The organism is Kitasatospora sp. NPDC034533, assembly GCF_055575155.1.
Genome location: NZ_JBVITE010000070.1, coordinates 1 through 19701 on the forward strand (window position 1 = coordinate 1; position 19701 = coordinate 19701).

The 19701-nt window shown below is 70.6% G+C and carries 21 protein-coding genes and 1 pseudogene; 12 read left to right on the top strand and 10 right to left on the bottom strand.

Annotated features, from left to right (window positions below):
• Positions 1 to 120: 120 nt before the first annotated feature.
• Together ACZ55U_RS33020 and ACZ55U_RS33025 are read right to left on the bottom strand one after the other, a co-directional pair.
• Entirely contained in the window at positions 121 to 399 is a 279-nt protein-coding gene (locus tag ACZ55U_RS33020) for a hypothetical protein (RefSeq protein ID WP_465532225.1), read from the bottom strand.
• 178 nt (positions 400 to 577) lie between these two features.
• Positions 578 to 1048 (bottom strand): annotated as a pseudogene (locus ACZ55U_RS33025) (COX15/CtaA family protein); the annotation flags it as partial.
• A 291-nt stretch (positions 1049 to 1339) separates the two neighbouring features.
• Here ACZ55U_RS33025 and ACZ55U_RS33030 point away from each other — a divergent pair.
• Together ACZ55U_RS33030 and ACZ55U_RS33035 are read left to right on the top strand one after the other, a co-directional pair.
• Positions 1340 to 2647 carry a choice-of-anchor A family protein gene (locus tag ACZ55U_RS33030; RefSeq protein WP_465532149.1) on the top strand — a complete coding sequence of 436 codons (1308 nt, stop codon included), beginning with the start codon at positions 1340 to 1342 and terminating at the stop codon, positions 2645 to 2647.
• Between the two features lie 320 nt (positions 2648 to 2967).
• The gene (locus ACZ55U_RS33035) at positions 2968 to 3663 is read left to right on the top strand and encodes an LAETG motif-containing sortase-dependent surface protein (RefSeq protein ID WP_465532151.1); all 696 of its coding nucleotides are present in this window, start codon (positions 2968 to 2970) and stop codon (positions 3661 to 3663) included.
• A 106-nt stretch (positions 3664 to 3769) separates the two neighbouring features.
• Here ACZ55U_RS33035 and ACZ55U_RS33040 read toward each other — a convergent pair whose 3' ends face one another.
• Positions 3770 to 4489, bottom strand: coding sequence for an ABC transporter permease (locus ACZ55U_RS33040; RefSeq protein WP_465532221.1), 720 nt, complete (start codon positions 4487 to 4489; stop codon positions 3770 to 3772).
• Positions 4490 to 4536: 47 nt separating this feature from the next.
• Positions 4537 to 5463 carry an ABC transporter ATP-binding protein gene (locus tag ACZ55U_RS33045; RefSeq protein WP_465532153.1) on the bottom strand — a complete coding sequence of 309 codons (927 nt, stop codon included), beginning with the start codon at positions 5461 to 5463 and terminating at the stop codon, positions 4537 to 4539.
• A 176-nt stretch (positions 5464 to 5639) separates the two neighbouring features.
• Here ACZ55U_RS33045 and ACZ55U_RS33050 point away from each other — a divergent pair, with 176 nt between their 5' ends.
• The 8 genes from ACZ55U_RS33050 (at position 5640) to ACZ55U_RS33085 (ending at position 12419) form a co-directional block, all read left to right on the top strand.
• Positions 5640 to 6482: a helix-turn-helix transcriptional regulator gene (locus ACZ55U_RS33050; protein ID WP_465532155.1), complete on the top strand. Its 843-nt coding sequence runs from the start codon at positions 5640 to 5642 to the stop codon at positions 6480 to 6482.
• 9 nt (positions 6483 to 6491) lie between these two features.
• Entirely contained in the window at positions 6492 to 7907 is a 1416-nt protein-coding gene (gene sufB, locus ACZ55U_RS33055; protein WP_465532157.1) for a Fe-S cluster assembly protein SufB, read from the top strand.
• Positions 7908 to 7970: 63 nt separating this feature from the next.
• The gene (sufD, locus tag ACZ55U_RS33060) at positions 7971 to 9203 is read left to right on the top strand and encodes a Fe-S cluster assembly protein SufD (protein ID WP_465532159.1); all 1233 of its coding nucleotides are present in this window, start codon (positions 7971 to 7973) and stop codon (positions 9201 to 9203) included.
• Positions 9204 to 9208: 5 nt separating this feature from the next.
• On the top strand, positions 9209 to 9526 hold the full coding sequence (locus ACZ55U_RS33065) for a bifunctional 3-phenylpropionate/cinnamic acid dioxygenase ferredoxin subunit (RefSeq protein WP_153463212.1): 318 nt from the start codon (positions 9209 to 9211) through the stop codon (positions 9524 to 9526).
• A 6-nt stretch (positions 9527 to 9532) separates the two neighbouring features.
• The gene (gene sufC / locus ACZ55U_RS33070) at positions 9533 to 10297 is read left to right on the top strand and encodes a Fe-S cluster assembly ATPase SufC (RefSeq protein WP_316527098.1); all 765 of its coding nucleotides are present in this window, start codon (positions 9533 to 9535) and stop codon (positions 10295 to 10297) included.
• Entirely contained in the window at positions 10294 to 11553 is a 1260-nt protein-coding gene (locus tag ACZ55U_RS33075) for a cysteine desulfurase (protein WP_465532161.1), read from the top strand. Before sufC ends, ACZ55U_RS33075 begins: the two co-directional genes overlap by 4 nt.
• A 13-nt stretch (positions 11554 to 11566) precedes the next feature.
• Positions 11567 to 12019, top strand: coding sequence for a Fe-S cluster assembly sulfur transfer protein SufU (sufU, locus tag ACZ55U_RS33080; protein WP_380455912.1), 453 nt, complete (start codon positions 11567 to 11569; stop codon positions 12017 to 12019).
• A gap of 22 nt (positions 12020 to 12041) precedes the next feature.
• Positions 12042 to 12419 carry a metal-sulfur cluster assembly factor gene (locus tag ACZ55U_RS33085; RefSeq protein ID WP_465532163.1) on the top strand — a complete coding sequence of 126 codons (378 nt, stop codon included), beginning with the start codon at positions 12042 to 12044 and terminating at the stop codon, positions 12417 to 12419.
• A gap of 356 nt (positions 12420 to 12775) precedes the next feature.
• Here ACZ55U_RS33085 and ACZ55U_RS33090 read toward each other — a convergent pair whose 3' ends face one another.
• From ACZ55U_RS33090 to amcB, 5 genes are all read right to left on the bottom strand, one after another.
• On the bottom strand, positions 12776 to 13129 hold the full coding sequence (locus tag ACZ55U_RS33090) for a hypothetical protein (protein ID WP_465532165.1): 354 nt from the start codon (positions 13127 to 13129) through the stop codon (positions 12776 to 12778).
• 80 nt (positions 13130 to 13209) lie between these two features.
• Positions 13210 to 13926 (bottom strand): hypothetical protein, encoded by a 717-nt coding sequence (locus tag ACZ55U_RS33095; protein WP_465532167.1) that lies wholly within the window; start codon positions 13924 to 13926, stop codon positions 13210 to 13212.
• 22 nt (positions 13927 to 13948) lie between these two features.
• Complete coding sequence (locus ACZ55U_RS33100; RefSeq protein WP_465532169.1) at positions 13949 to 14635, bottom strand: pentapeptide repeat-containing protein; 687 nt, start codon at positions 14633 to 14635, stop codon at positions 13949 to 13951.
• Between the two features lie 68 nt (positions 14636 to 14703).
• Positions 14704 to 14886: a multiple cyclophane-containing RiPP AmcA gene (gene amcA, locus ACZ55U_RS33105; RefSeq protein ID WP_465532171.1), complete on the bottom strand. Its 183-nt coding sequence runs from the start codon at positions 14884 to 14886 to the stop codon at positions 14704 to 14706.
• Positions 14883 to 16028: a cyclophane-forming radical SAM peptide maturase AmcB gene (amcB, locus tag ACZ55U_RS33110; RefSeq protein WP_465532173.1), complete on the bottom strand. Its 1146-nt coding sequence runs from the start codon at positions 16026 to 16028 to the stop codon at positions 14883 to 14885. Before amcB ends, amcA begins: the two co-directional genes overlap by 4 nt.
• Positions 16029 to 16622: 594 nt before the next feature.
• Between amcB and ACZ55U_RS33115 the strand changes: the two genes are divergently transcribed.
• Both ACZ55U_RS33115 and ACZ55U_RS33120 read left to right on the top strand, forming a co-directional pair.
• Positions 16623 to 17519 (top strand): tetratricopeptide repeat protein, encoded by an 897-nt coding sequence (locus ACZ55U_RS33115; RefSeq protein ID WP_465532175.1) that lies wholly within the window; start codon positions 16623 to 16625, stop codon positions 17517 to 17519.
• Complete coding sequence (locus ACZ55U_RS33120) at positions 17516 to 18046, top strand: GNAT family N-acetyltransferase (RefSeq protein WP_465532177.1); 531 nt, start codon at positions 17516 to 17518, stop codon at positions 18044 to 18046. The genes ACZ55U_RS33115 and ACZ55U_RS33120 overlap by 4 nt, the downstream gene beginning before the upstream one ends.
• A gap of 199 nt (positions 18047 to 18245) precedes the next feature.
• On the opposite strand, the gene ACZ55U_RS33125 is transcribed toward ACZ55U_RS33120, so the two are convergent.
• On the bottom strand, positions 18246 to 19580 hold the full coding sequence (locus tag ACZ55U_RS33125) for an MFS transporter (protein ID WP_465532179.1): 1335 nt from the start codon (positions 19578 to 19580) through the stop codon (positions 18246 to 18248).
• Positions 19581 to 19701 lie beyond the last annotated feature (121 nt).

Sequence of the window (19701 nt, forward strand, 5' to 3'; positions counted from 1 at the left end):
CTCCCTCAAGCCCGAAAGATCATCGCGTCCAACGGCCACGGTCCTCGCAACTCCCACAGATCGCGGGTGTTGCGAGGACCGTTAGAACCCAAGCCGGGGGATGGGGGCCTTCGGCGAGGGTCAGACGGTGGCGGTCTCGGGGGTCCGCAGGGCCGGGGTGTCGGCGGCGACCTCCTCGACCGCGCGGGTGCGCAGGGCGAGGGGGACGCGAAGCGCGGCGATCCAGGTGAGGGCGGCGAGCAGCATGTGCAGGCCGACCATCAGCTCGGGGGCGTCCGTGAAGTACTGGATGAAGCCGAGCACGCCCTGGAGCAGTAGCACCGCGAGCAGTTCCTTGGCGCGGGCCCTGGCGGGCTGCGGGGCCTTGACGGCGGCGAAGACGAAGATCACCGCGATCACAGGGCAAACCGAAACAAAGGCAAAGTCGGCGGGGAACGGCCCCGCTTTTTCGTAGTCGGTCGGGGGGGGCGGGATACTCTTTTTTTCTTGGGGGGTCCTGGGGGGGGGGCCCCCCCCCCCCCCCCACCAGGGTGCCGGCCGCGACCAGCAGGCCGATCACGGTGACCAGCACGTAGGAGAGCTGGTGGATCGGGCGGGCCACCGACAGCACGGCCGGGCCGTCGCCCTCCTTGGACCGCTCCCACATCAGCAGCGCGACCCAGACCAGGGCCATCGCGGCGATCATGTGCAGCGCCACGGTGTACGGGTTGAGGCCGGTCAGCACGGTGATGCCGCCGAGCACGGCGTTGCTCATCACCAGCCAGAACTGCGCCCAGCCGAGCTTGGTCATGCTGTGCCGCCACGGCCGGTGGCACCGGGCGGCCAGGATCGCCCAGCCGACGGCGGCGCTCAGCACGTAGGTGAGCATCCGGTTGGTGAACTCGACGACGCCGTGGAAGCCCATCTCGGCGGTGGGCGTCAGGCTCTCGTCGGTGCAGCGGGGCCAGGTCGTACAGCCGAGGCCGGAGGCGGTGAGGCGGACGGCGCCGCCGGTGACGACGATCACCACGCTCATCACCAGCGCGGCGAACGCGGCGCGCCGGACCATCGCGGCCGAGGGCTGCCAGCGCTCGGCGAGCAGGGAGAAGGGATTAGGCACGGGGTCAATCGTAGGCGGCCTTACAGGCGATCTTGGGGCGGGGCGCGGTCAGCGCGGCGGGAGGTCTTTAGTCGATGATCGACGACACGCGGGGGACCGACACGCGGACGAAGCGGGACAGTTCGGTCAAGATCTGCATTGGTCTTGACCATTCACCCGTTTGGCGGAAAGAGTGCGGCTTGGTCCATACCACCTTCGGGCCCCTCCCACACTTCCCGCACACACGCGGAGATTCTGTTCATGCGCATTCACGTTTCCGCCGCCGCGCTCGCCGTCGGCGGCTCGCTCGCACTGGCCGGCCTGATCGCCCCCGCCGCCCATGCCGCCGATCCCGGCCAGGAGTGCCGCAGCCTCGGCATCGCCAACCTCTACGGAGAGTTCATCGAGGGCGACGACACTCACACCCCCGACGCCGAGGGCGCGGTCGCGGTCGGCGGCAACGCCGACTTCACCGGCGGCTTCTCGGTCGGCCAGGAGCTGACCCAGGCCCAGGTCGACGCGCTGCCCGGCAAGAACGCCCTGGTCGTGGCCGGCAAGATCACCGGCCACAACACCCAGGTGATGAAGGGCAACGGCGTCTACGGCTCGAAGGCCGACGGCGCGGTGATCCAGGCCCACCAGGGCACCATCGCCCAGGGCCCGTCGCCGATCGACTTCAAGGCCGAGTTCGCCAAGCTGCGCGCCACCTCCACCGCGCTGGCCGCCGTGCCGCAGAGCGCCGGCGCCAGCGTCGAGCTCAAGGGCACCGAGCTCTCGCTCACCGGCATCGACGCCAAGTACAACAGCTTCACCATCGACGCGGCGAAGCTCCAGAGCGCCAAGGACGTCTTCATCAGGGTTCCGCTCGGCTCGGTGACGGTCGTCAACGTGACCGGAGCCTCGTACGACATGGCGGCGGCCGGGACCACCGGCTTCCACCTGTGGGACGAGGGCAAGAAGTCCTTCCTCCTGGACGACAAGCTGCAGAGCGGTTCGGGCGGTGCGGTCCGCTCCAAGCTGCTGTGGAACTTCCCGACCGCCACCAAGGTGGTCAAGAACAGCGCGGCCGCCTGGGCCGGTTCGGTGCTCGCGCCGAACGCCGCCTTCGACCTCGGCAGCGCCGGCCCGGTCAACGGCTCGGTGATCGCCGCCTCGCTGACGGGCAAGGGCGGCGCGGAGACGCACCACTACCCGTTCACCGGCTGCCTGCCGACCACCGGCCCGACGCCGACCAGCCCGGCGACGGTGCCGCCGACCGGGCCGAGCGGTTCGCCGTCGGCCACGCCGAGCGGGCCGACCGCTCCGAGCGGCTCGGCGAGCCCCTCGGGCAGCCCGTCCGCCCCGACGAGCGGTGCGCCCAGCCCGAGCGGCTCGGCCAGCCCGTCGGCCGGTGCGACGGGCGCTCCGACGGCCTCCGCCAGCCCGTCGGCCCAGCCCGACGGGGGCGGCAACCTGGCGCACACCGGTTCCGGTCCGGTGCTGCCGCTGGCGATCGGCGGCGCGGTCGTGATCGCGGCCGGCGGTGCGATCGTGGTGGCCGCCCGGCGCAAGGCGGCCAAGAAGGCCTGAACCGGCCGGGTCGATCGACGTGAGTTCGTCGACTGACTGAAACGGCGCCCTCGGTGACTGAAGTCGATCACCGGGGGCGCCGTTCTGTCTTGAAAGTGACCGAGTTCATTGAGCTTTGCCGAATCCGCGTTCTGCGAGGTGGCGGCTGTGATGGGCTGGTCATGCACATCGGAAGACGGACGGACAGTCGAAATCCGGTCGTACGGCGGGGTGTGGCGGGGTGCGGGAGTGCCGGTAGAGTCCCCCGGACAGTCGTAGCGGGCCACCGCGAACCACTCAACACGCCTGCTGCACAAGACCGTTCGGAGGGGAACAAGGTAATGGTGCGACAGCAGCGGCACTTCGCGATCGGCGCTACGGCACTCGCCGGAACGGCTGCGGCCGGTTTTCTACTGCCCCTGGCGCTGGCGACCAACGCCTCGGCGCACGTGCCGACTTGGTCGGTGACCTGCGACAAGGTCGTGGTCGATCTGACCAAGTACAGCCCCAAGGCCGACGTGAAGAACACCGTCAGCCTGACCATCGACGGCGAGAAGGTCCTGGACACCACGACCTTTCCCGCGGAGTACCACAACACCTTCCGGGTGAAGGATCACGACGCCCCGATCAAGGCGACCCTGGTGGTTTCCACCACGGAGAACCCGAACGAGAAGGGGTGGAACATCAACGAGACCAAGACCATCGAGCCGTGCCACACGCCGACTCCCACCCCGACGCCGACTCCGACTCCCACGCCCACGCCCACGCCGACGCCGACCCCCACCCCGACGCCGACTCCCACGCCGACGCCCACCCCCACTCCCACTCCCACGCCGACTCCCACCCCGACCCCGTCGGGCACCCCCGCTCCGAGCAGGACGCCCGTCCCGGCGCCCAGCCCCAGCGCTCCGGCGCTCGCCCAGACCGGTAGCAGCGACGCGACCCCGATGATCGCGGCGGCCGGCGGCGGCGTGCTGCTGGTCGGCGGCGCGCTCGTCCTGCTCGCCCGCAAGCGCCGTGGCGGCAGCGAGAGCTGACGCACCGTGAGGTGTCAGCGCGACGCCCGCCGGGCCTCAAGTGGCCGGGGGGCGTCGCGTGTTGTCGTGCGGGGCTGCCCAGTGCGGGGCCACTCCCAACGCGGGACTACTCCCAGCGGAAGAACCGGGCCGCGGCGGCCAGGCCGAGCACCGACCAGCCGGCCAGGATGCCGAGGTCCGCCCAGGGCACCCCGGCGCCGGCCTGGAGCACCGACCGCAGGCCGTCCGAGAGCGCCGAGATCGGCAGCAGCTCCAGCACCGACCGTACGGCCGAGGGAAACTTGCTCAGCGGCACGATCACCCCGCCGGCGAGCAGCAGCAGGATGAACACCAGGTTGGCGCCGGCCAGGGTGGCCTCGGCCTTCAGGGTGCCGGCCATCAGCAGGCCGAGCCCGGAGAAGGCGGCGGTGCCGAGGACCAGCAGCGCGGCGACGGTCAGCGGGCTGCCCTGCGGGGACCAGCCGAGGGCCAGCGCGATCACCGACAGCAGCGCGACCTGGAGCGCCTCCGTCACCAGGACGCAGCCGGTCTTGGCGGTCAGCAGCGCCCAGCGCGGCAGCGGGCTGGCGCCGAGCCGCTTCAGCACGCCGTAGCGGCGCTCGAAGCCGGTGGCGATGGCCTGGCCGGTGAAGGCGGTGGACATCACGGCCAGCGCGAGCAGGCCGGGGGCCAGGAAGTCGACCCGCTTGCCCGGGCCCTCGACCGCGACGATGTCCACGGCGGAGAACAGCACCAGCAGCACGGTCGGGATGACCACGGTGAGCAGCAGCTGCTCACCGTTGCGCAGCAGCATCCGGGTCTCGAACGCGGTCTGGGCGAGCAGCATCCGGCCGACCGGCGCGGCCCCGGGCCTGGGGGAGTAGTCCGTAGTGCTCACGAGCGCAGCTCCCGTCCGGTCAGGTCGAGGAAGACGTCCTCCAGGCTGCGGCGCTGGACGGACAGCCGTTCGGGCAGGATCCCGGAGGCCGCGCACCAGCCGGTGACGGTGGCCACCAGCCGGGGGTCGACAGGCGCCTCGACGCGGTAGCTGCCGGGGGCGGTCTCGGCGGCGGTGGCGCCCTCGGGCAGCTCCTTGAGCAGCGGGCCGAGGTCGAGGCCGGGCGGGCCGTCGAAGCGCAGCGCGCTCTCGGCGCCGTCGCGGCAGAGCTCCTCGGTGGTGCCGTGGGCGATCACCTTTCCCCGGTCGACGATGGCGACCCGGTCGGCGAGCTGCTCCGCCTCGTCCATGTGGTGGGTGGTGACGACCACCGTGACGCCGTCCCGGCGGAGGTCGCGCACCAGCTCCCAGGTGGCCCGGCGGGCCTGCGGGTCGAGGCCCGCGGTGGGCTCGTCCAGGAAGACCAGCTCGGGGCGGCCGACCACGGCCATCGCCAGGGCGAGCCGCTGCTGCTGGCCGCCGGACAGCCGCCGGTAGGCGGTGCGGCCGCAGGAGCCGAGGCCGAGGCGCTCGACCAGGGCGTCCACGTCCAGCGGGTGGGCGTGCAGCTTGGCGGTGTGCCGCAGCATCTCGACGGCGCGCGCGCCCGCGTACACGCCGCCGGACTGCAACATCACGCCGATCCGGGGCCGCAGTGCGGCGCTCTGGGCGACCGGATCGAGGCCGAGGACGCGGACGGTGCCGGCGTCGGGGCGGCGGTAGCCCTCGCAGGTCTCGATGGTGGTGGTCTTGCCGGCGCCGTTGGGGCCGAGTACGGCGGTGATCGCGCCCGCCGGGATGGTGAGGTCGAGGCCGTCCACGGCCGACTTGTCGCCGTAGCGTTTGACCAGCCCGGCGATCTGGACCGCGGGTTCGGAGTGCATACCGGCGAGTGTAAGAGTGTCCGACGCGTCGGCCGGACGGCGGCTCGGTGATCGTTTTCCGCGGGCCGCCGCCCAGGCCAGGTAAGGCTTGCCTGCGTGACAGATGACACCGGTGAGGCCTGGATCACGGCTTGTCCCGGCGGAAGGAATTACGCAACACTGGTGTTGTGAAAAACATGCGCGAGCACGCCCAGCAGCAGGAGGCCGAGTCGGCCTCCTCCTGTGACGTGCCCGTGACGGCGGCCGAGGTGCTGCTGGAGGGCCACCGGGCCACCCGGGACCGGGTCGCCCGGTCGATCCTGGACCACGGCCCGTCCTCCGCCGCCGACCTGGCGAACCGGCTCGGCCTCACCGCCGCCGCCGTGCGCCGCCACCTCGACGGGCTCGCCGCCGCCGGTCTGGTCGAGTCCCGCGAGCAGCGGGTCTACGGCAGCCGCGGCCGGGGCCGCCCGGCCCGGGTCTTCGCCCTCACCGACGCCGGCCGGGACGCCTTCTACCAGGCGTACGACCAGCTCGCGGCCGACGCGCTGCGGTGGATCGCGGACTCGGTGGGCGGCGGCAAGGCGGGCGAGGAGGCGGTCGCCGCCTTCGCCCGCGCCCGGTTCGGCAAGCAGGCCGAGAAGTACCTGGAGGCCCTGCGCCTGGCGGCCGCCGGGGAGCGCCCCGAGGCACTCGCCCAGGCGCTGAGCGCGGACGGGTACGCTGCCACGGTGCGGCGTGTCCCGTCGGCCGCGGCCAAGGCCCCGGCGGGCGCCCAGCTCTGCCAGCACCACTGCCCGGTCGCGCACATCGCCGAGCAGTTCCCGCAGCTCTGCGAGGCGGAGACCGAGGTCTTCTCCCAGCTCCTGGGCACCCATGTGCAACGGCTGGCCACGATCGCCCACGGCGACGGGGTCTGCACCACCTACGTGCCGGCATCCGGTGCCGCATCGTCGTCCGCCCGGCGCCCTTCGGGCCACGGCTCCGATGCGCTGCCGACTGCCGGTACGTCCACCGAAGATTCTGCGTCCGCGCGTTAGGAAGCTCGCATGACTGACACCGTTTCGCACCCGGAACTCGAAGGCCTGGGCAATTACGAGTACGGCTGGGCCGACCCGGACACCGCCGGTGCCGCGGCCAAGCGCGGGCTCAGCGAGGAGGTCGTCCGCGACATCTCCGCGAAGAAGAACGAGTCCGAGTGGATGCTGAACCTTCGGCTCAAGGGCCTGAAGCTGTTCGGCAAGAAGCCCATGCCGACCTGGGGCTCCGACCTCAGCGGCATCGACTTCGACAACATCAAGTACTTCGTCCGCTCCACCGAGAAGCAGGCCGAGTCCTGGGAGGACCTGCCGGCGGACATCAAGGCCACCTACGACAAGCTCGGCATCCCGGAGGCGGAGAAGCAGCGCCTGGTCGCCGGTGTCGCCGCCCAGTACGAGTCCGAGGTCGTCTACCACCAGATCCGCGAGGACCTGGAGGAGCAGGGCGTCCTCTTCCTGGACACGGACACCGCGCTGAAGGAGCACCCGGAGCTCTTCAAGGAGTACTTCGGCACCGTGATCCCGGCCGGCGACAACAAGTTCGCCGCGCTGAACACCGCGGTGTGGTCCGGCGGATCGTTCATCTACGTGCCGAAGGGCGTGCACGTGGACATCCCGCTCCAGGCCTACTTCCGGATCAACACCGAGAACATGGGCCAGTTCGAGCGGACGCTGATCATCGTCGACGAGGACGCCTACGTCCACTACGTCGAGGGCTGCACGGCGCCGATCTACTCCTCCGACTCGCTGCACTCGGCGGTCGTGGAGATCATCGTCAAGAAGGGCGGCCGCTGCCGCTACACGACCATCCAGAACTGGTCGAACAACGTCTACAACCTGGTCACCAAGCGCGCCGTGGCGTACGAGGGCGCGACCATGGAGTGGATCGACGGCAACATCGGCTCCAAGGTCACCATGAAGTACCCGGCCGTCTACCTGATGGGCGAGCACGCCAAGGGCGAGACCCTGTCGATCGCCTTCGCGGGCGAGGGCCAGCACCAGGACGCCGGCGCCAAGATGGTCCACATGGCGCCGAACACCTCCTCGCACATCGTCTCCAAGTCGGTGGCGCGCGGCGGCGGCCGGACCTCCTACCGCGGTCTGATCGAGATCGGCGAGGGCTCGCACGGGGCCAAGTCCAATGTGCTGTGCGACGCGCTGCTGGTCGACACCGTCTCCCGCTCGGACACCTACCCGTACGTGGACGTCCGCGAGGACGACGTGTCCATGGGCCACGAGGCGACCGTCTCCAAGGTCAGCGAGGACCAGCTGTTCTACCTGATGAGCCGCGGCCTGACCGAGACCGAGGCGATGGCGATGATCGTCCGAGGCTTCGTCGAGCCGATCGCGCGTGAGCTGCCGATGGAGTACGCGCTGGAGCTCAACCGGCTGATCGAGCTGCAGATGGAGGGCGCGGTCGGCTGACGTCCGGCCGTAGACCGTCCACCGACTTTTCGAGTTTTCGAGGAAGAGAGCACTACGACAGCCATGGCTGACGTCAACACCCCCACCGGCTCCACCACCGCCGGTTCGATCGAGGTCGGCACCGCCGGCGCGGGCGCGCAGCTCGCCGGCCCCGGCACCGGCCGCACCGCGGTCCAGCAGCCGATCGACGCGCGCGTCGCGGTCAAGCCGTCCTTCGACGTGAACGACTTCCCGGTGCCCACCGGCCGCGAGGAGGACTGGCGCTTCACCCCGCTGCACCGCCTCGGCGGGCTGCACGACGGCACCGCCGCGGCGGCCGGGCGAGGCGAGGACAAGGTCGAGTTCACGCTGCCGGACGGCGTCACCGCCGAGACCGTCGGCCGTGACGACGCCCGCCTGGGCAAGGCCGGCACGCCGGTCGACCGGGTCGCCGCGCAGGCGTTCAGCGCCTTCGACCAGGCCCTGGTGGTCACCGTCCCCAAGGACGCGGTGCTCACCGAGCCGGTGAAGATCGACGTGCGGGGCGAGGGCGGGGTCCGCTTCGCCCACGTGGTGATCGACGTCAAGCCTTTCGCCGAGGCCGTCGTGGTGCTCAACCACACCGGCACCGGCACCCGGGCCGCCAACGTCGAGCTGCTCGTCGGCGACGGCGCGAAGCTCACCTTCGTCTCCGTCCAGGACTGGGACCGCGACGCCGTCCACGTCGCCCAGCAGAACGCGCTGGTCGGCCGGGACGCCTCGTTCAAGTCCGTGGTCGTCACCTTCGGCGGGGACCTCGTCCGGCTGCACCCGCGGGTCAACTACACGGGCCCCGGCGGCGAGGCCGAGCTGTTCGGCCTCTACTTCGCCGACGCCGGCCAGCACCTGGAGCACCGCCTGGTCATCGACCACGACACGCCGCACTGCCGGTCGAACGTGGCGTACAAGGGCGCGCTCCAGGGCCAGGACGCGCACGCCGTCTGGGTCGGCGACGTCCTGATCCGCGCCGCCGCCTTCGGCACCGACACCTACGAGCTCAACCGGAACCTGGTGCTCACCGACGGCGCCCGGGTCGACTCGATCCCGAACCTGGAGATCGAGACCGGCGAGATCGTCGGTGCCGGCCACGCCTCGGCGACCGGCCGCTTCGACGACGAGCAGCTGTTCTACCTCCAGGCCCGCGGCATCCCGGCCGACGAGGCCCGCCGCCTGGTGGTGCGCGGCTTCTTCGCCGAACTGCTCCAGCAGATCGGCGTGGCCGAGGTCCAGGACCAGCTCATGGAGAAGATCGACGCCGAGCTGGAATCGGCGGTCTGAGCGCCATGACCTTCCTCCGTGCCTGCGCGCTGAGCGACCTCCAGGAGGACGTTCCCAAGCGCGTGGACCTCAACGGCGTGCCGGTCTCCGTCGTCCGCACCGACGAGGGGGTGTTCGCGATCAACGACATCTGCTCGCACGCGAACGTCTCCCTCTCCGAGGGCGAGGTCGAGGACTGCATGATCGAGTGCTGGCTGCACGGCTCCAGCTTCGACCTGCGCACCGGCAAGCCCTCCGGCCTGCCCGCCACCAAGCCGGTCGCTGTCTACCCCGTAAAGATCGAAGGGGACGATGTGCTCGTCTCCGTCAACCAGGAGTCCTGAGTACACATGGCAACCCTTGAAATCCGCGACCTGCACGTCTCCGTGGAAGCCGAGAACGGCCCGCGCGAGATCCTGAAGGGCGTGGACCTGACCGTGAAGCAGGGCGAGACCCACGCCATCATGGGCCCGAACGGCTCCGGCAAGTCCACCCTGGCCTACTCGCTGGCCGGCCACCCCAAGTACACCGTCACCGGCGGCTCGGTGCTGCTGGACGGCGAGGACGTCCTGGAGATGTCCGTCGACGAGCGCGCCAAGGCCGGTGTCTTCCTGGCCATGCAGTACCCGGTCGAGGTCCCCGGCGTCTCGGTCTCCAACTTCCTGCGCACCGCCGCCACCGCCGTCCGCGGCGAGGCCCCGAAGCTGCGGCTGTGGGTGAAGGAGGTCAAGGAGGCGATGGCCGCCCTCCAGATGGACCCGGCCTTCGCCGAGCGCAACGTCAACGAGGGCTTCTCCGGCGGTGAGAAGAAGCGCCACGAGATCCTCCAGCTGGAGCTGCTCAAGCCGAAGATCGCGATCCTGGACGAGACCGACTCCGGCCTGGACGTCGACGCGCTGCGGATCGTCTCCGAGGGCATCAACCGGGTCCGCTCGACCGGCGAGGTCGGCACCCTGCTGGTGACCCACTACACCCGCATCCTGCGGTACATCAAGCCCGACTACGTCCACGTCTTCGCGGGCGGCCGCATCGTCGAGTCCGGCGGTGCCGAGCTGGCCGACAAGCTGGAGGAAGAGGGCTACGAGGCGTATGTGAAGGGGGGCGCGTCCGAGTGACGCATCCGTTCACGGGACTGCTCGACACCGACGCGATCCGCAAGGACTTCCCGGTCCTCCAGCGGACGCTGCACGACGAGAAGGCCCTGGTCTACCTGGACAACGCGGCCACCTCGCAGAAGCCGCGCCAGGTGCTGGAGGCGCTGAACGCCTACTACGAGCGGCACAACGCCAACGTCCACCGCGGCGTGCACGTGCTCGCCGAGGAGGCCACCGCGCTGTACGAGGGCGCCCGGGACAAGGTCGCGGCCTTCGTCAACGCGCCGAGCCGCAACGAGGTGATCTTCACCAAGAACGCCTCGGAGTCGCTCAACCTCGTCGCCAACATGCTCGGCTGGGCCGACGAGCCGTACCGGGTGGACGCCGACTCCGAGATCGTCATCACGGAGATGGAGCACCACTCCAACATCGTCCCGTGGCAGCTGCTGTCGCAGCGCACCGGTGCGAAGCTCAAGTGGTTCGGGCTGACCGACGAGGGCCGGCTCGACCTGTCGGACATCGACGAGCTGATCACCGAGAAGACCAAGGTGGTCTCCTTCACCCTGGTCTCCAACCTGCTGGGCACGGTCAACCCGGTCGAGACGATCGTCCGCAAGGCCCAGTCGGTCGGCGCGCTGGTCGTCATCGACGCCTCGCAGGCCGCGCCGCACATGGTGCTGGACGTGCAGGCGCTGGAGGCCGACTTCGTCGCCTTCACCGGGCACAAGATGCTGGGCCCGACCGGCATCGGCGTGCTCTGGGGCCGTCACGAGCTGCTGGAGGACCTCCCGCCGTTCCTCGGCGGCGGCGAGATGATCGAGACCGTCACCATGGGCTCGTCCACCTACGCCCCGGCGCCCCACAAGTTCGAGGCCGGCACCCCGCCGATCGCCCAGGCGGTCGGGCTCGGCGCGGCCATCGACTACCTCCAGGGCATCGGCATGGAGAAGATCGCGGCCCACGAGCACGCGATCACCGAGTACGCGGTCGAGCGGCTGCTGGAGGTCCCGGACCTGCGGATCATCGGCCCGCGCACGGCCGTGGACCGCGGCGCGGCGATCTCCTTCACCCTCGGCGACATCCACCCGCACGACGTGGGCCAGGTGCTGGACGAGCAGGGCATCGCCGTGCGCGTCGGCCACCACTGCGCGCGGCCGGTCTGCCTGCGGTACGGAATTCCGGCGACCACGCGGGCGTCGTTCTACCTGTACTCGACGCCGGGCGAGGTCGACGCGCTGATCGACGGCCTGCACCACGTCCGGAACTTCTTCGGCTGACGGGCAGGGTGAGATGAAGCTCGACTCGATGTACCAGGACATCATCCTGGACCACTACCGCAACCCGCACGGCAAGGGGCTGCGGGACGGCGACGCCGAGGTGCACCACGTCAACCCGACGTGCGGCGACGAGATCACCCTGCGGGTGAAGCTCGACGGCGCGACCGTCGCCGACGTCTCGTACGAGTCGCAGGGCTGCTCGATCAGCCAGGCGAGCGCCTCGGTGCTCAACGACCTGGTGGTCGGCAAGACGGTGGGCGAGGCGCAGGCGGTCCAGGAGGCCTTCCTGGAGCTGATGCAGAGCAAGGGCCAGGGCGAGGGGGACGAGGAGGTGCTGGAGGACGCGGTGGCGTTCGCCGGCGTCTCCAAGTACCCGGCCCGGGTCAAGTGCGCCCTGCTCAGCTGGATGGCCTGGAAGGACGCCACCGCCCAGGCGCTCGCCCAGAACCCCGCCGTGAACGACTGAATCCGCAGAGGAGGACAAGACCATGACTGACGAAACCCCCTCCGCTGTGGAGGAGCAGCCGAACGGTGTCATCACCGGCACCACCGCCGGCACCGTCTCGGTCGAGGACCTGACCGAGGCCCTGATGGACGTCGTCGACCCGGAGCTGGGCATCGACGTCGTCAACCTGGGCCTGATCTACGGCATCCACATCGACGAGTCCGACGTGGCCACCATCGACATGACGCTCACCTCGGCGGCCTGCCCGCTGACCGACGTCATCGAGGACCAGGCCAAGACCGCCACCGACGGCCTGGTGCAGGACCTGCGCATCAACTGGGTCTGGATGCCGCCGTGGGGCCCCGACAAGATCACCGACGACGGCCGCGAGCAGCTGCGGGCGCTGGGCTTCAACGTCTGACGGACGGCCTCTTCGTCAACCGCTGCCGCGCGAACCCACGGGTTCGCGCGGCAGCGGTGTTTCACCCGCGCGTCATCTGCTTCGTTGAGCGGGTGCACCGCCGTTCCCCACCATCCGCCCCCCACCCGCCTGTCGGCGGCTGCCCGCCCCCGTCCGGGCCGTGCGTCGCCCGGCCAGGCGGCGCGCGGCGAGGCCGGAGCCGGGTGAGATGCCCGGTTGCACTGCCCAGGCCCCTTTGAGTCAGCGGCTAACCAACTCCGCAGGAGAGCTCCTACCCGGCCCAACCGGGTGGGACCGCCCTCAAGACCCGAGGCCGCCGCGTCTTTCACGGCCCGCTCGCGCCAGCAGGTCGGAGGTCAGGAGGCTTCGGCCCGGTCCATTGCGGCTGCGCTCGGCTGTGCGAGCCAGACCAGCCGTGCGGTGATCCCCGGTCGTCCGGCGAAATGGCGCAAGGCCCGATCAGGAGACGTGAGGGTCATTCGTGCCTGCCCGCCGATGCTGATCACGTGCGCTCGCCCACCGTGGTCGGCGACTCCCCACGCCACGACCGACCCGTCGACGTCCGGGAGGCCCTCGTCCCAAACTTGGACGACGGCGAACAGGCGAGGTGCGGTATCGAGCACGAGCCCGCACAGCTCCTCGTCGAAGGTCGGGCTGGTCGGAGGCCGGGGCATGACCGGACGGGGGCTTTGCGGTGGCGCAGCAGCCATGGAAGTTCTCCTACACGAATGGGGATTGAGCGCGGTGCTGCCACCATCACGGGCAGCGGAGCACCTCGCACGTGGGGGTGTCAGACCAGCGAGGCCAGGACGCCGCGTTGCCAGTGGCCGAGCCAGAACACGGCGGTGGACGGTCGGGGCTGGTCCTCGGTGGAGCCGTCGTGGGGCAGTAGTTCGGTGGGGGCGATGTAGCCCTCGCCGGGGTCGATCCGCAGCCGGAAGACACGCAGGGGAAGGCCAAGGGCGGCGTAGGCTCGCAGGTCGTCGGTGTGTGGATAGCGGTCCTCGGGATCGGCGTGGAGATCGCGGTAGATGGCTTGGATGTCGAGGCCACCGAGCAGGAGGTAGCGGGTTCCGGGACCGAGGTTGAAGCACAGGCGTCGGCGACCGGTGTGCTTGGCCTGGTAGTGGAGCCTGTCCCAATTGTCGATGTGCAGGCCGATGCGGCGGCCGTCCTGGTGGTTCGGGGTGGTGGTGAGCGCCTTGGCCGGGCTCCTGGCTTGGCCGAGGTGAACGGCGTCGGGGTCGCCGAGGTGGTCGGCGAGGCGGGCAAGGGTGACCGGCGGAGGGCCGTCGGGCAGCTTCACCAGTTCCACGAGTGCGCTGTCGGCGCTCCGCTCGCTCGGGCGGAGTTTTGCCGCCAGTAGGGCGGTGAGGGGCTGCCAGGGGCCGACGGGGAGAACGGCCCCGTCCTCGTAGTCGGGCTCGCCGCGAGCGACGCGGACGCCGGTGATGTCGCACCTGGCGATGAGGGCGTCGGGATCGATGTGGGCGATGGCGAGAGTCACGCGGATTCCTCCCAAGCTGGGTCTACCGGTCGTCGAGGGTGTCGGCGAAGGTCACGTCCAGCTCGGTGACCAGGGCTTCGGCGAGTTCGGCCTGTTGGGTGCGGTCGATGAGGACCTTGTCGAGGTTGGCGATGCCCCGCAGCGTAGTGAGGTCGTTGCCTCGCAGGTCCAGGCCTTGGTACTTGCCCCGGCCGAACTCGGTCAGCCGCAGGAGGCAGGCGTCGAGGACCGCGCCGCTGAGGTCGCAACCAGTGAACGACGCCTCAGTGAGCCCACACTTGGAGAAGACGACCGCACCGGTGGCTCGGATCTGCTCAAAGGTCGTGTAGTCGAGCTTGCAGTTGTCGAAGAGGACGTTGTCCAGTGTCACGCCGATGAGTCCGGCGCCCATGATCTTGCAGTTACGGAAGACGACCCGGGAGAGTTTGCTGTCGGTGATGCGGGCGGAGGCGAGGTCGCAGGTGTCGAACGCGACGGAGTCGAGGCGGACTTGGTTGAGCTGCATGCGGTCGACCCGCAGGTTGGAGATACGGCCGGTGACGAGGCTGGTCTCGGCGAGATCCAGGTCCCGTAGGTCGGCGTCACCGTATTGGAAGTCCTGGACGATACCCCGGGCGGAGTCGAGAGTGGTGACGTTGGACAGGTACAGGCCGGGCTCGTTCAGGTGGGGCAGGGTCACGGTGACCCGGCCGAAGGTGATGCCATCCATGAGGGGCTCCGCTCTCTAGGGTCGGGCCCGCACCGCCGGTGCGGGCCCGGAGTGGTTCGGGGTTGGTGCTACTTGCCCTTGTTCTTGTTCGACCAGTTGTCCCAGGTGGGGCGGTTGTCGAACTTCGGCCCGTTGTTGTCCCAGGTGGGCCGGTTGTCGAATGGCCCGGCGATGGGGTCGGTCACGGTGAGGCCGGTGAGGTCGGCGACGACGGCGGTGTTGCCGACGGCCAGCAGTTCGAGCAGGGTCATGCGACCATCTCCTCTTGGACGGTATCGGACAGGGCGGTGACCAGGGCCTGTCGGGACACGCGGCAGTAGTTCGTCTCCGTGGTGTCCAGGCGGCGGTTCTCGAAATAGCGATTGCCGGCCTGGGCCCCTCGGCAGAAGTCGAAGATGTCGCAGGTGGCCTCGCATGCGTCCAGGCCGGTCAGGAACTCGCGTACATAGCGCAGTCGGTGGGCGTGGTCCAGCATCGAGCCGATGCTCCGCTCCAGGACGTTCCCGGCCCGGAAGTCCTCATAGGCGGGGTCGGTGATCCCGGCGAGTTCAGGCGAAAGCAGGACGACGTCGCCGTTGGAGGCGATGGTCGGGATCGGGTCGATCAACACGCGGTCCCAGGCAGCCCGGTGTCCGGCGCGGACGTCCCTCAGGTAGCCGCCGAGTCGGTCGATCTCGCGGATGGTCAGGGCGCGGTTACGGCGTGACCAAGCAATGGTGCGGCGCCAGAACGCGCGGGCCTGCTCGGCGGTGGGTGCCGCCCGGTCGGTGTTGACGCCTTCCCTCTCCTCCATGTTCAGACCCACCGTGTGGCAACCGAGGTCGGCCATGAAGTCGAGCAGGCACTCGGGGGCGTCGATGCTCTCCGCGCTGACGACCGCGATCGCCGAGAACCGTACGCCGTATTCGCGCAGGCACCCGATGCCCTTCATGATCCGGTCGAAGGCCGGACGTCCGGACCGGTCCACTCGCCGACGGTTGAGGGCGGAAGGGCCGTCGATGCTCACTCCGACACGGAACCCGTACCTGGTGAGGAAGTCGCACCAGGCCGGTGTGATCAGTACGGCGTTGGTCTGCACCGAGTGCTCGACCAACCCGGCCTGCCGCAATGGCTCGAACGGGGCCAGCAGCTCCGCGAGCCGCGTGCGGCCGACGGCCAGCGGCTCGCCGGCGTGCCAGACCACCTCGATCGGCTCCGGTGATGCGGTATCGGCGAACTCGGCGACGGAACGGGCTACCGCCTCGGCGATCGCTACCGGCATGGGGACCCGCCGCTTGCGGTCGGGCAGATAGCAGTAGGCGCAGTCCAGGTTGCAGAAGGAGTCAGCTTGGACAACGACCGTCGTCGGACGACGGGCGATGCGGTGCCGATATCGGGCCGGAGAGTGCGTCATGCTGCTCCTCCAAAGGGCGAAGACCGGGCCTACACAGGGCGGTTCAGGGCGGACCCTGCGCCGGGGCCGCCCGGGGCCGAGCGGCGTGCAGTCAGTGAACGACCGTCACGGACCGTACGGTGAGGCAAAGTTGCGAGGCGCGCTGGTCCATCTCAACCGGAAAACTTGACCATCCCATTACCTGGTACCGTGCACGGCATGTAGTGATACGACTACGTTGACCGCATGCTGGCCAATGTCCCGCTCCGGCTCCGAATGTCCGAACGCCGCATGACCAAGGCCGAGTTGGCGCGCGAAGTGAACACCGAGATCAGGACTCTCACGGGGACGCTCGGCTCCGTGTCCGAGCGCACGGTGCACAACTGGCTGACCGGCGCGACCCGGTGGCCGCCGTTGAAGATCCGCCTCGCACTCAGGGCAGTATTCGCATGTGCGCCCGAAGACCTGGGCTTCGTCCCGACCGGGCGGGCCCGCACCACACCGGAGGACGATGTGAGGCGACGCCAATTCATAGCTGCGGCCGGAGGCGTGGCCGTGACCGTGCTCGCGAGCCCGCCTGCCGTGGCGGCGGGGGGCCGGATCGGTGTCGGTGACGTGCGGAGACTGCAGGCCCGCTTCGCCGAGGTCATCGCCAGCGACCACCGCCACGGCGGTCGACTCAGCATCGAGACCAGGGCGACCGCGCTCGCAGAGGAAACCCTGGACCTGCAGAAGAACGGCACCGCGACGCAGCGGGTCCGGGCCCAGCTGTACGCGTGCGCGGCATCGTTCATGTCCTCGGCGATGTGGGCCGCGATCGACGGCCGTCGCTTCGACGCGGCCCTCGAACACCACCAGAAGGCAGCCACCCTGGCGGCGATGTCCGGAGACTCCGGCATCCAGTTCCGCATCTGGTCCCACGCAGGGAGCCTGTACCGGCACCTCGGGCAGACAGGCGACGCGCTCGCGGCCAATGAGGTCGCCCGCAGCCTGCCGATCACCCGACGCGACCCGCTGTTCGCCTCTCTCGGACACGCCCGTCATGCGGCGATCCACGGTCTGACCCGGGACTCCAACGCGGTCCGTCGGTCCATCGGGTACGCACAGGACGCGCTCAGCCGAGCCGACCCCGATGTCTCCCGACCGGTATGGATCACCGCCTTCTACGACCAGTCCGAACTCGACTCCCTCGCCCTCGCCGCCCACCTCGCGGCCGGGAACTGGGAGGACGCGGAAGCACACGCGCACCGCAGCATCGCCCAGCGGCGCGACACCATGCAGAGGTCCCGAGCGATCACCACCGTCCGGCTCGCCCGCGCCCAGCTCGGGCAGGGCGATCTGGAGCCCGCGGTCGCCACCGCCATGTCCGTCCCGGCCGAGGACTTCGCGCACCCCCGCGTCGCCCGGATGCTGGCCGCCTTCGGCACCTCGCTGCACGAGTCGGCCGGCGGCAGTGGCCCGGACCGCACCTGGACGGCATACGCCCACAACGCCTGGAGGACCGCCGCGTGACTGTCGAACTCCGCCGCCACACCACCCTCTCCCCGGAGGCCCGGCAGAACCTGCTGGACGTCTACGCCGACGTGCGGGCCCCCCTGCTGCACCTGCCGAACTACCGCGTCGACGTGTTCGCCGAACGCCTCGACCGGCATGCCGCCGAGCCTGGCTTCGAGCTCGTCCTCGGCTACGACGGCGAGGTGCCGATCGGCTACGCCTACGGCAACACGATCGAGGCGGGTGACCGCTACTGGAAACGCATGACCGAGCCACTGCCGGACGGCTGCACCGAAGCCCCGGCTCTGGCCATCAAGGAGATCGGCGTCCGGATCCGCTGGCGCGGGACGGGCGTCGCGCGCCGGATCCACGACGAGCTGCTGCGCCGCCGCGTCGAGGACTGTGTCACGCTTCTGGTCAACCCGCTCGCCGGGGACGGCAAGGTCCAGCGGCTCTACGAGATGTGGGGCTACCAGGCGTTCAACGCTCAGCAGCCCTCTCCGGAGTCGCCCCGGCTGACCGCGATGATCCGTCCGACCCGCTGAGCCTGCTCCATCAGCACGGTGGGGGTGGGGGCGGGCACCCGCCGACGGGCGGGTGGGGGGTGGATGGTGGGGAACGGCGGTGAAGGTGCTCAACGAAGCGGATGGCGCGCGGGTGTTCACCCGGCGCCGCTCGCGTGTGGAAGCGCCACTGCCCGGGACTACCGATGTAGTCCCGGGCAGCGGCGTTCGTGCGTGCGGGTCAGGCCGTCGGCTTGGGCTTGCGGGCGACGGCGAGGGCGAGGGCGGCGCAGAGGACGGCGGCCAGGGCGGCGAAGCCGCTGACGGAGGGGAGCAGGCCGTAGGTCTGGACGAGGGCGCCGAGGGCGATGATGGGGGCGGAGCTGCCGAGGTAGACGATGACCCAGAGGGCGCTCAGTTCGGAGCCGCGGCGTTCCGGGTCCATCGCGGCGACGGCGCTGGTGAACAGGGAGCGGAAGGCCACGCCCTGGGAGATGCCGCCGAGGACGCTGCCGATGAACAGCAGCGCCGGGGTGCCGGTGTACTGGGCGGCGACGACCAGGCCGAGGCCGGTGGCCAGGCCGGTCATGCCGAGGGCGGTCACCACGCGGTCCGAGGTCGGCGGGACGACCAGCTGGGTGGCGGCCGAGGACCCGAGCAGGAGCGCGGCCACGATCGCGCCGACCAGCTTGGAGTCCGTGTGCAGCAGCTTGGCGGCGAAGGCCGGGGCCAGGCTGAGGTAGACGCCGAACACCGCGTAGGAGACGAACCCGGCCGTGGCGGCGTGCAGGAACTCCCGGCGCCCGGTCCGCGGCAGCCGCAGGCGTTGCGGGCGCAGGTGCGCCGGGGTGGTGATCCGGGGCGGCGACGCCGGCGGGCGGTTGCGGCCGGGCATCCGCGGGTGCAGCAGCGCCAGCGGCACGCAGAGCGCGAGCAGGGCGACGGCGTGCAGCAGGAAGGGCGTCAGCAGCGGGTCGGAGCCGCCGGCCAGCAGGGCGCCGACGATCGGGCCGAGCGCGACGCCGCCGGCGGAACAGGCCAGGGTGATCTTGGCGGCCAGGGTCGGCCGGTCGGGCAGCAGGTCGCCGAGCGCGGCCCCGGCGGCGCCGGTGGACAGACCGACGGCGACGCCCTGGACGGCCCGGCCGGCGGCGAGCTGCCAGAAGCTGCCGGAGGTGGCGAACACGACGTCGCCGACCGCGGACAGCGCGACGGCGGGCAGGATCAGGGCGCGTCGGCCGAGGTGGTCGGACCAGTGGCCGACCACGGCCAGCACCGGGACGAGCGCCAGCACGTAGATCGCGAACAGGACGGTGGTGTCGAGCGCGGTGAGGTGCAGCCGCTGCTGGAGGAGCGAGTAGATCGGCGTGGCGAGGTTGGCGCCGATCAGCATCAGCAGCAGGGCGGCGGCCACCAGGCCGACGCGGACACCGCGCAGCGCGTTCCAGCGGCTGATCGCGGAGAGCTGGAGCTGGGCGCGCGGCGCGAGCTCCAGGGGAAGCAGGGCCTCCGACAGTCGGCGTCCGTCGAGCTGCGCGGTGCGCAGGCCGGAGCCGGCGGGGGAGAGGTCCGCCATGGCAGGGGTCTCCTGTGGCCGGGCACCACCGGGGTCGGCGGGGTGTGCCGGCGCGCCCGTCCGGAGGCGCTGTGGTGGTGGCCGCGGTTCGGGCTCCCTGGTGGGGCGAGGTGAGCTGAAG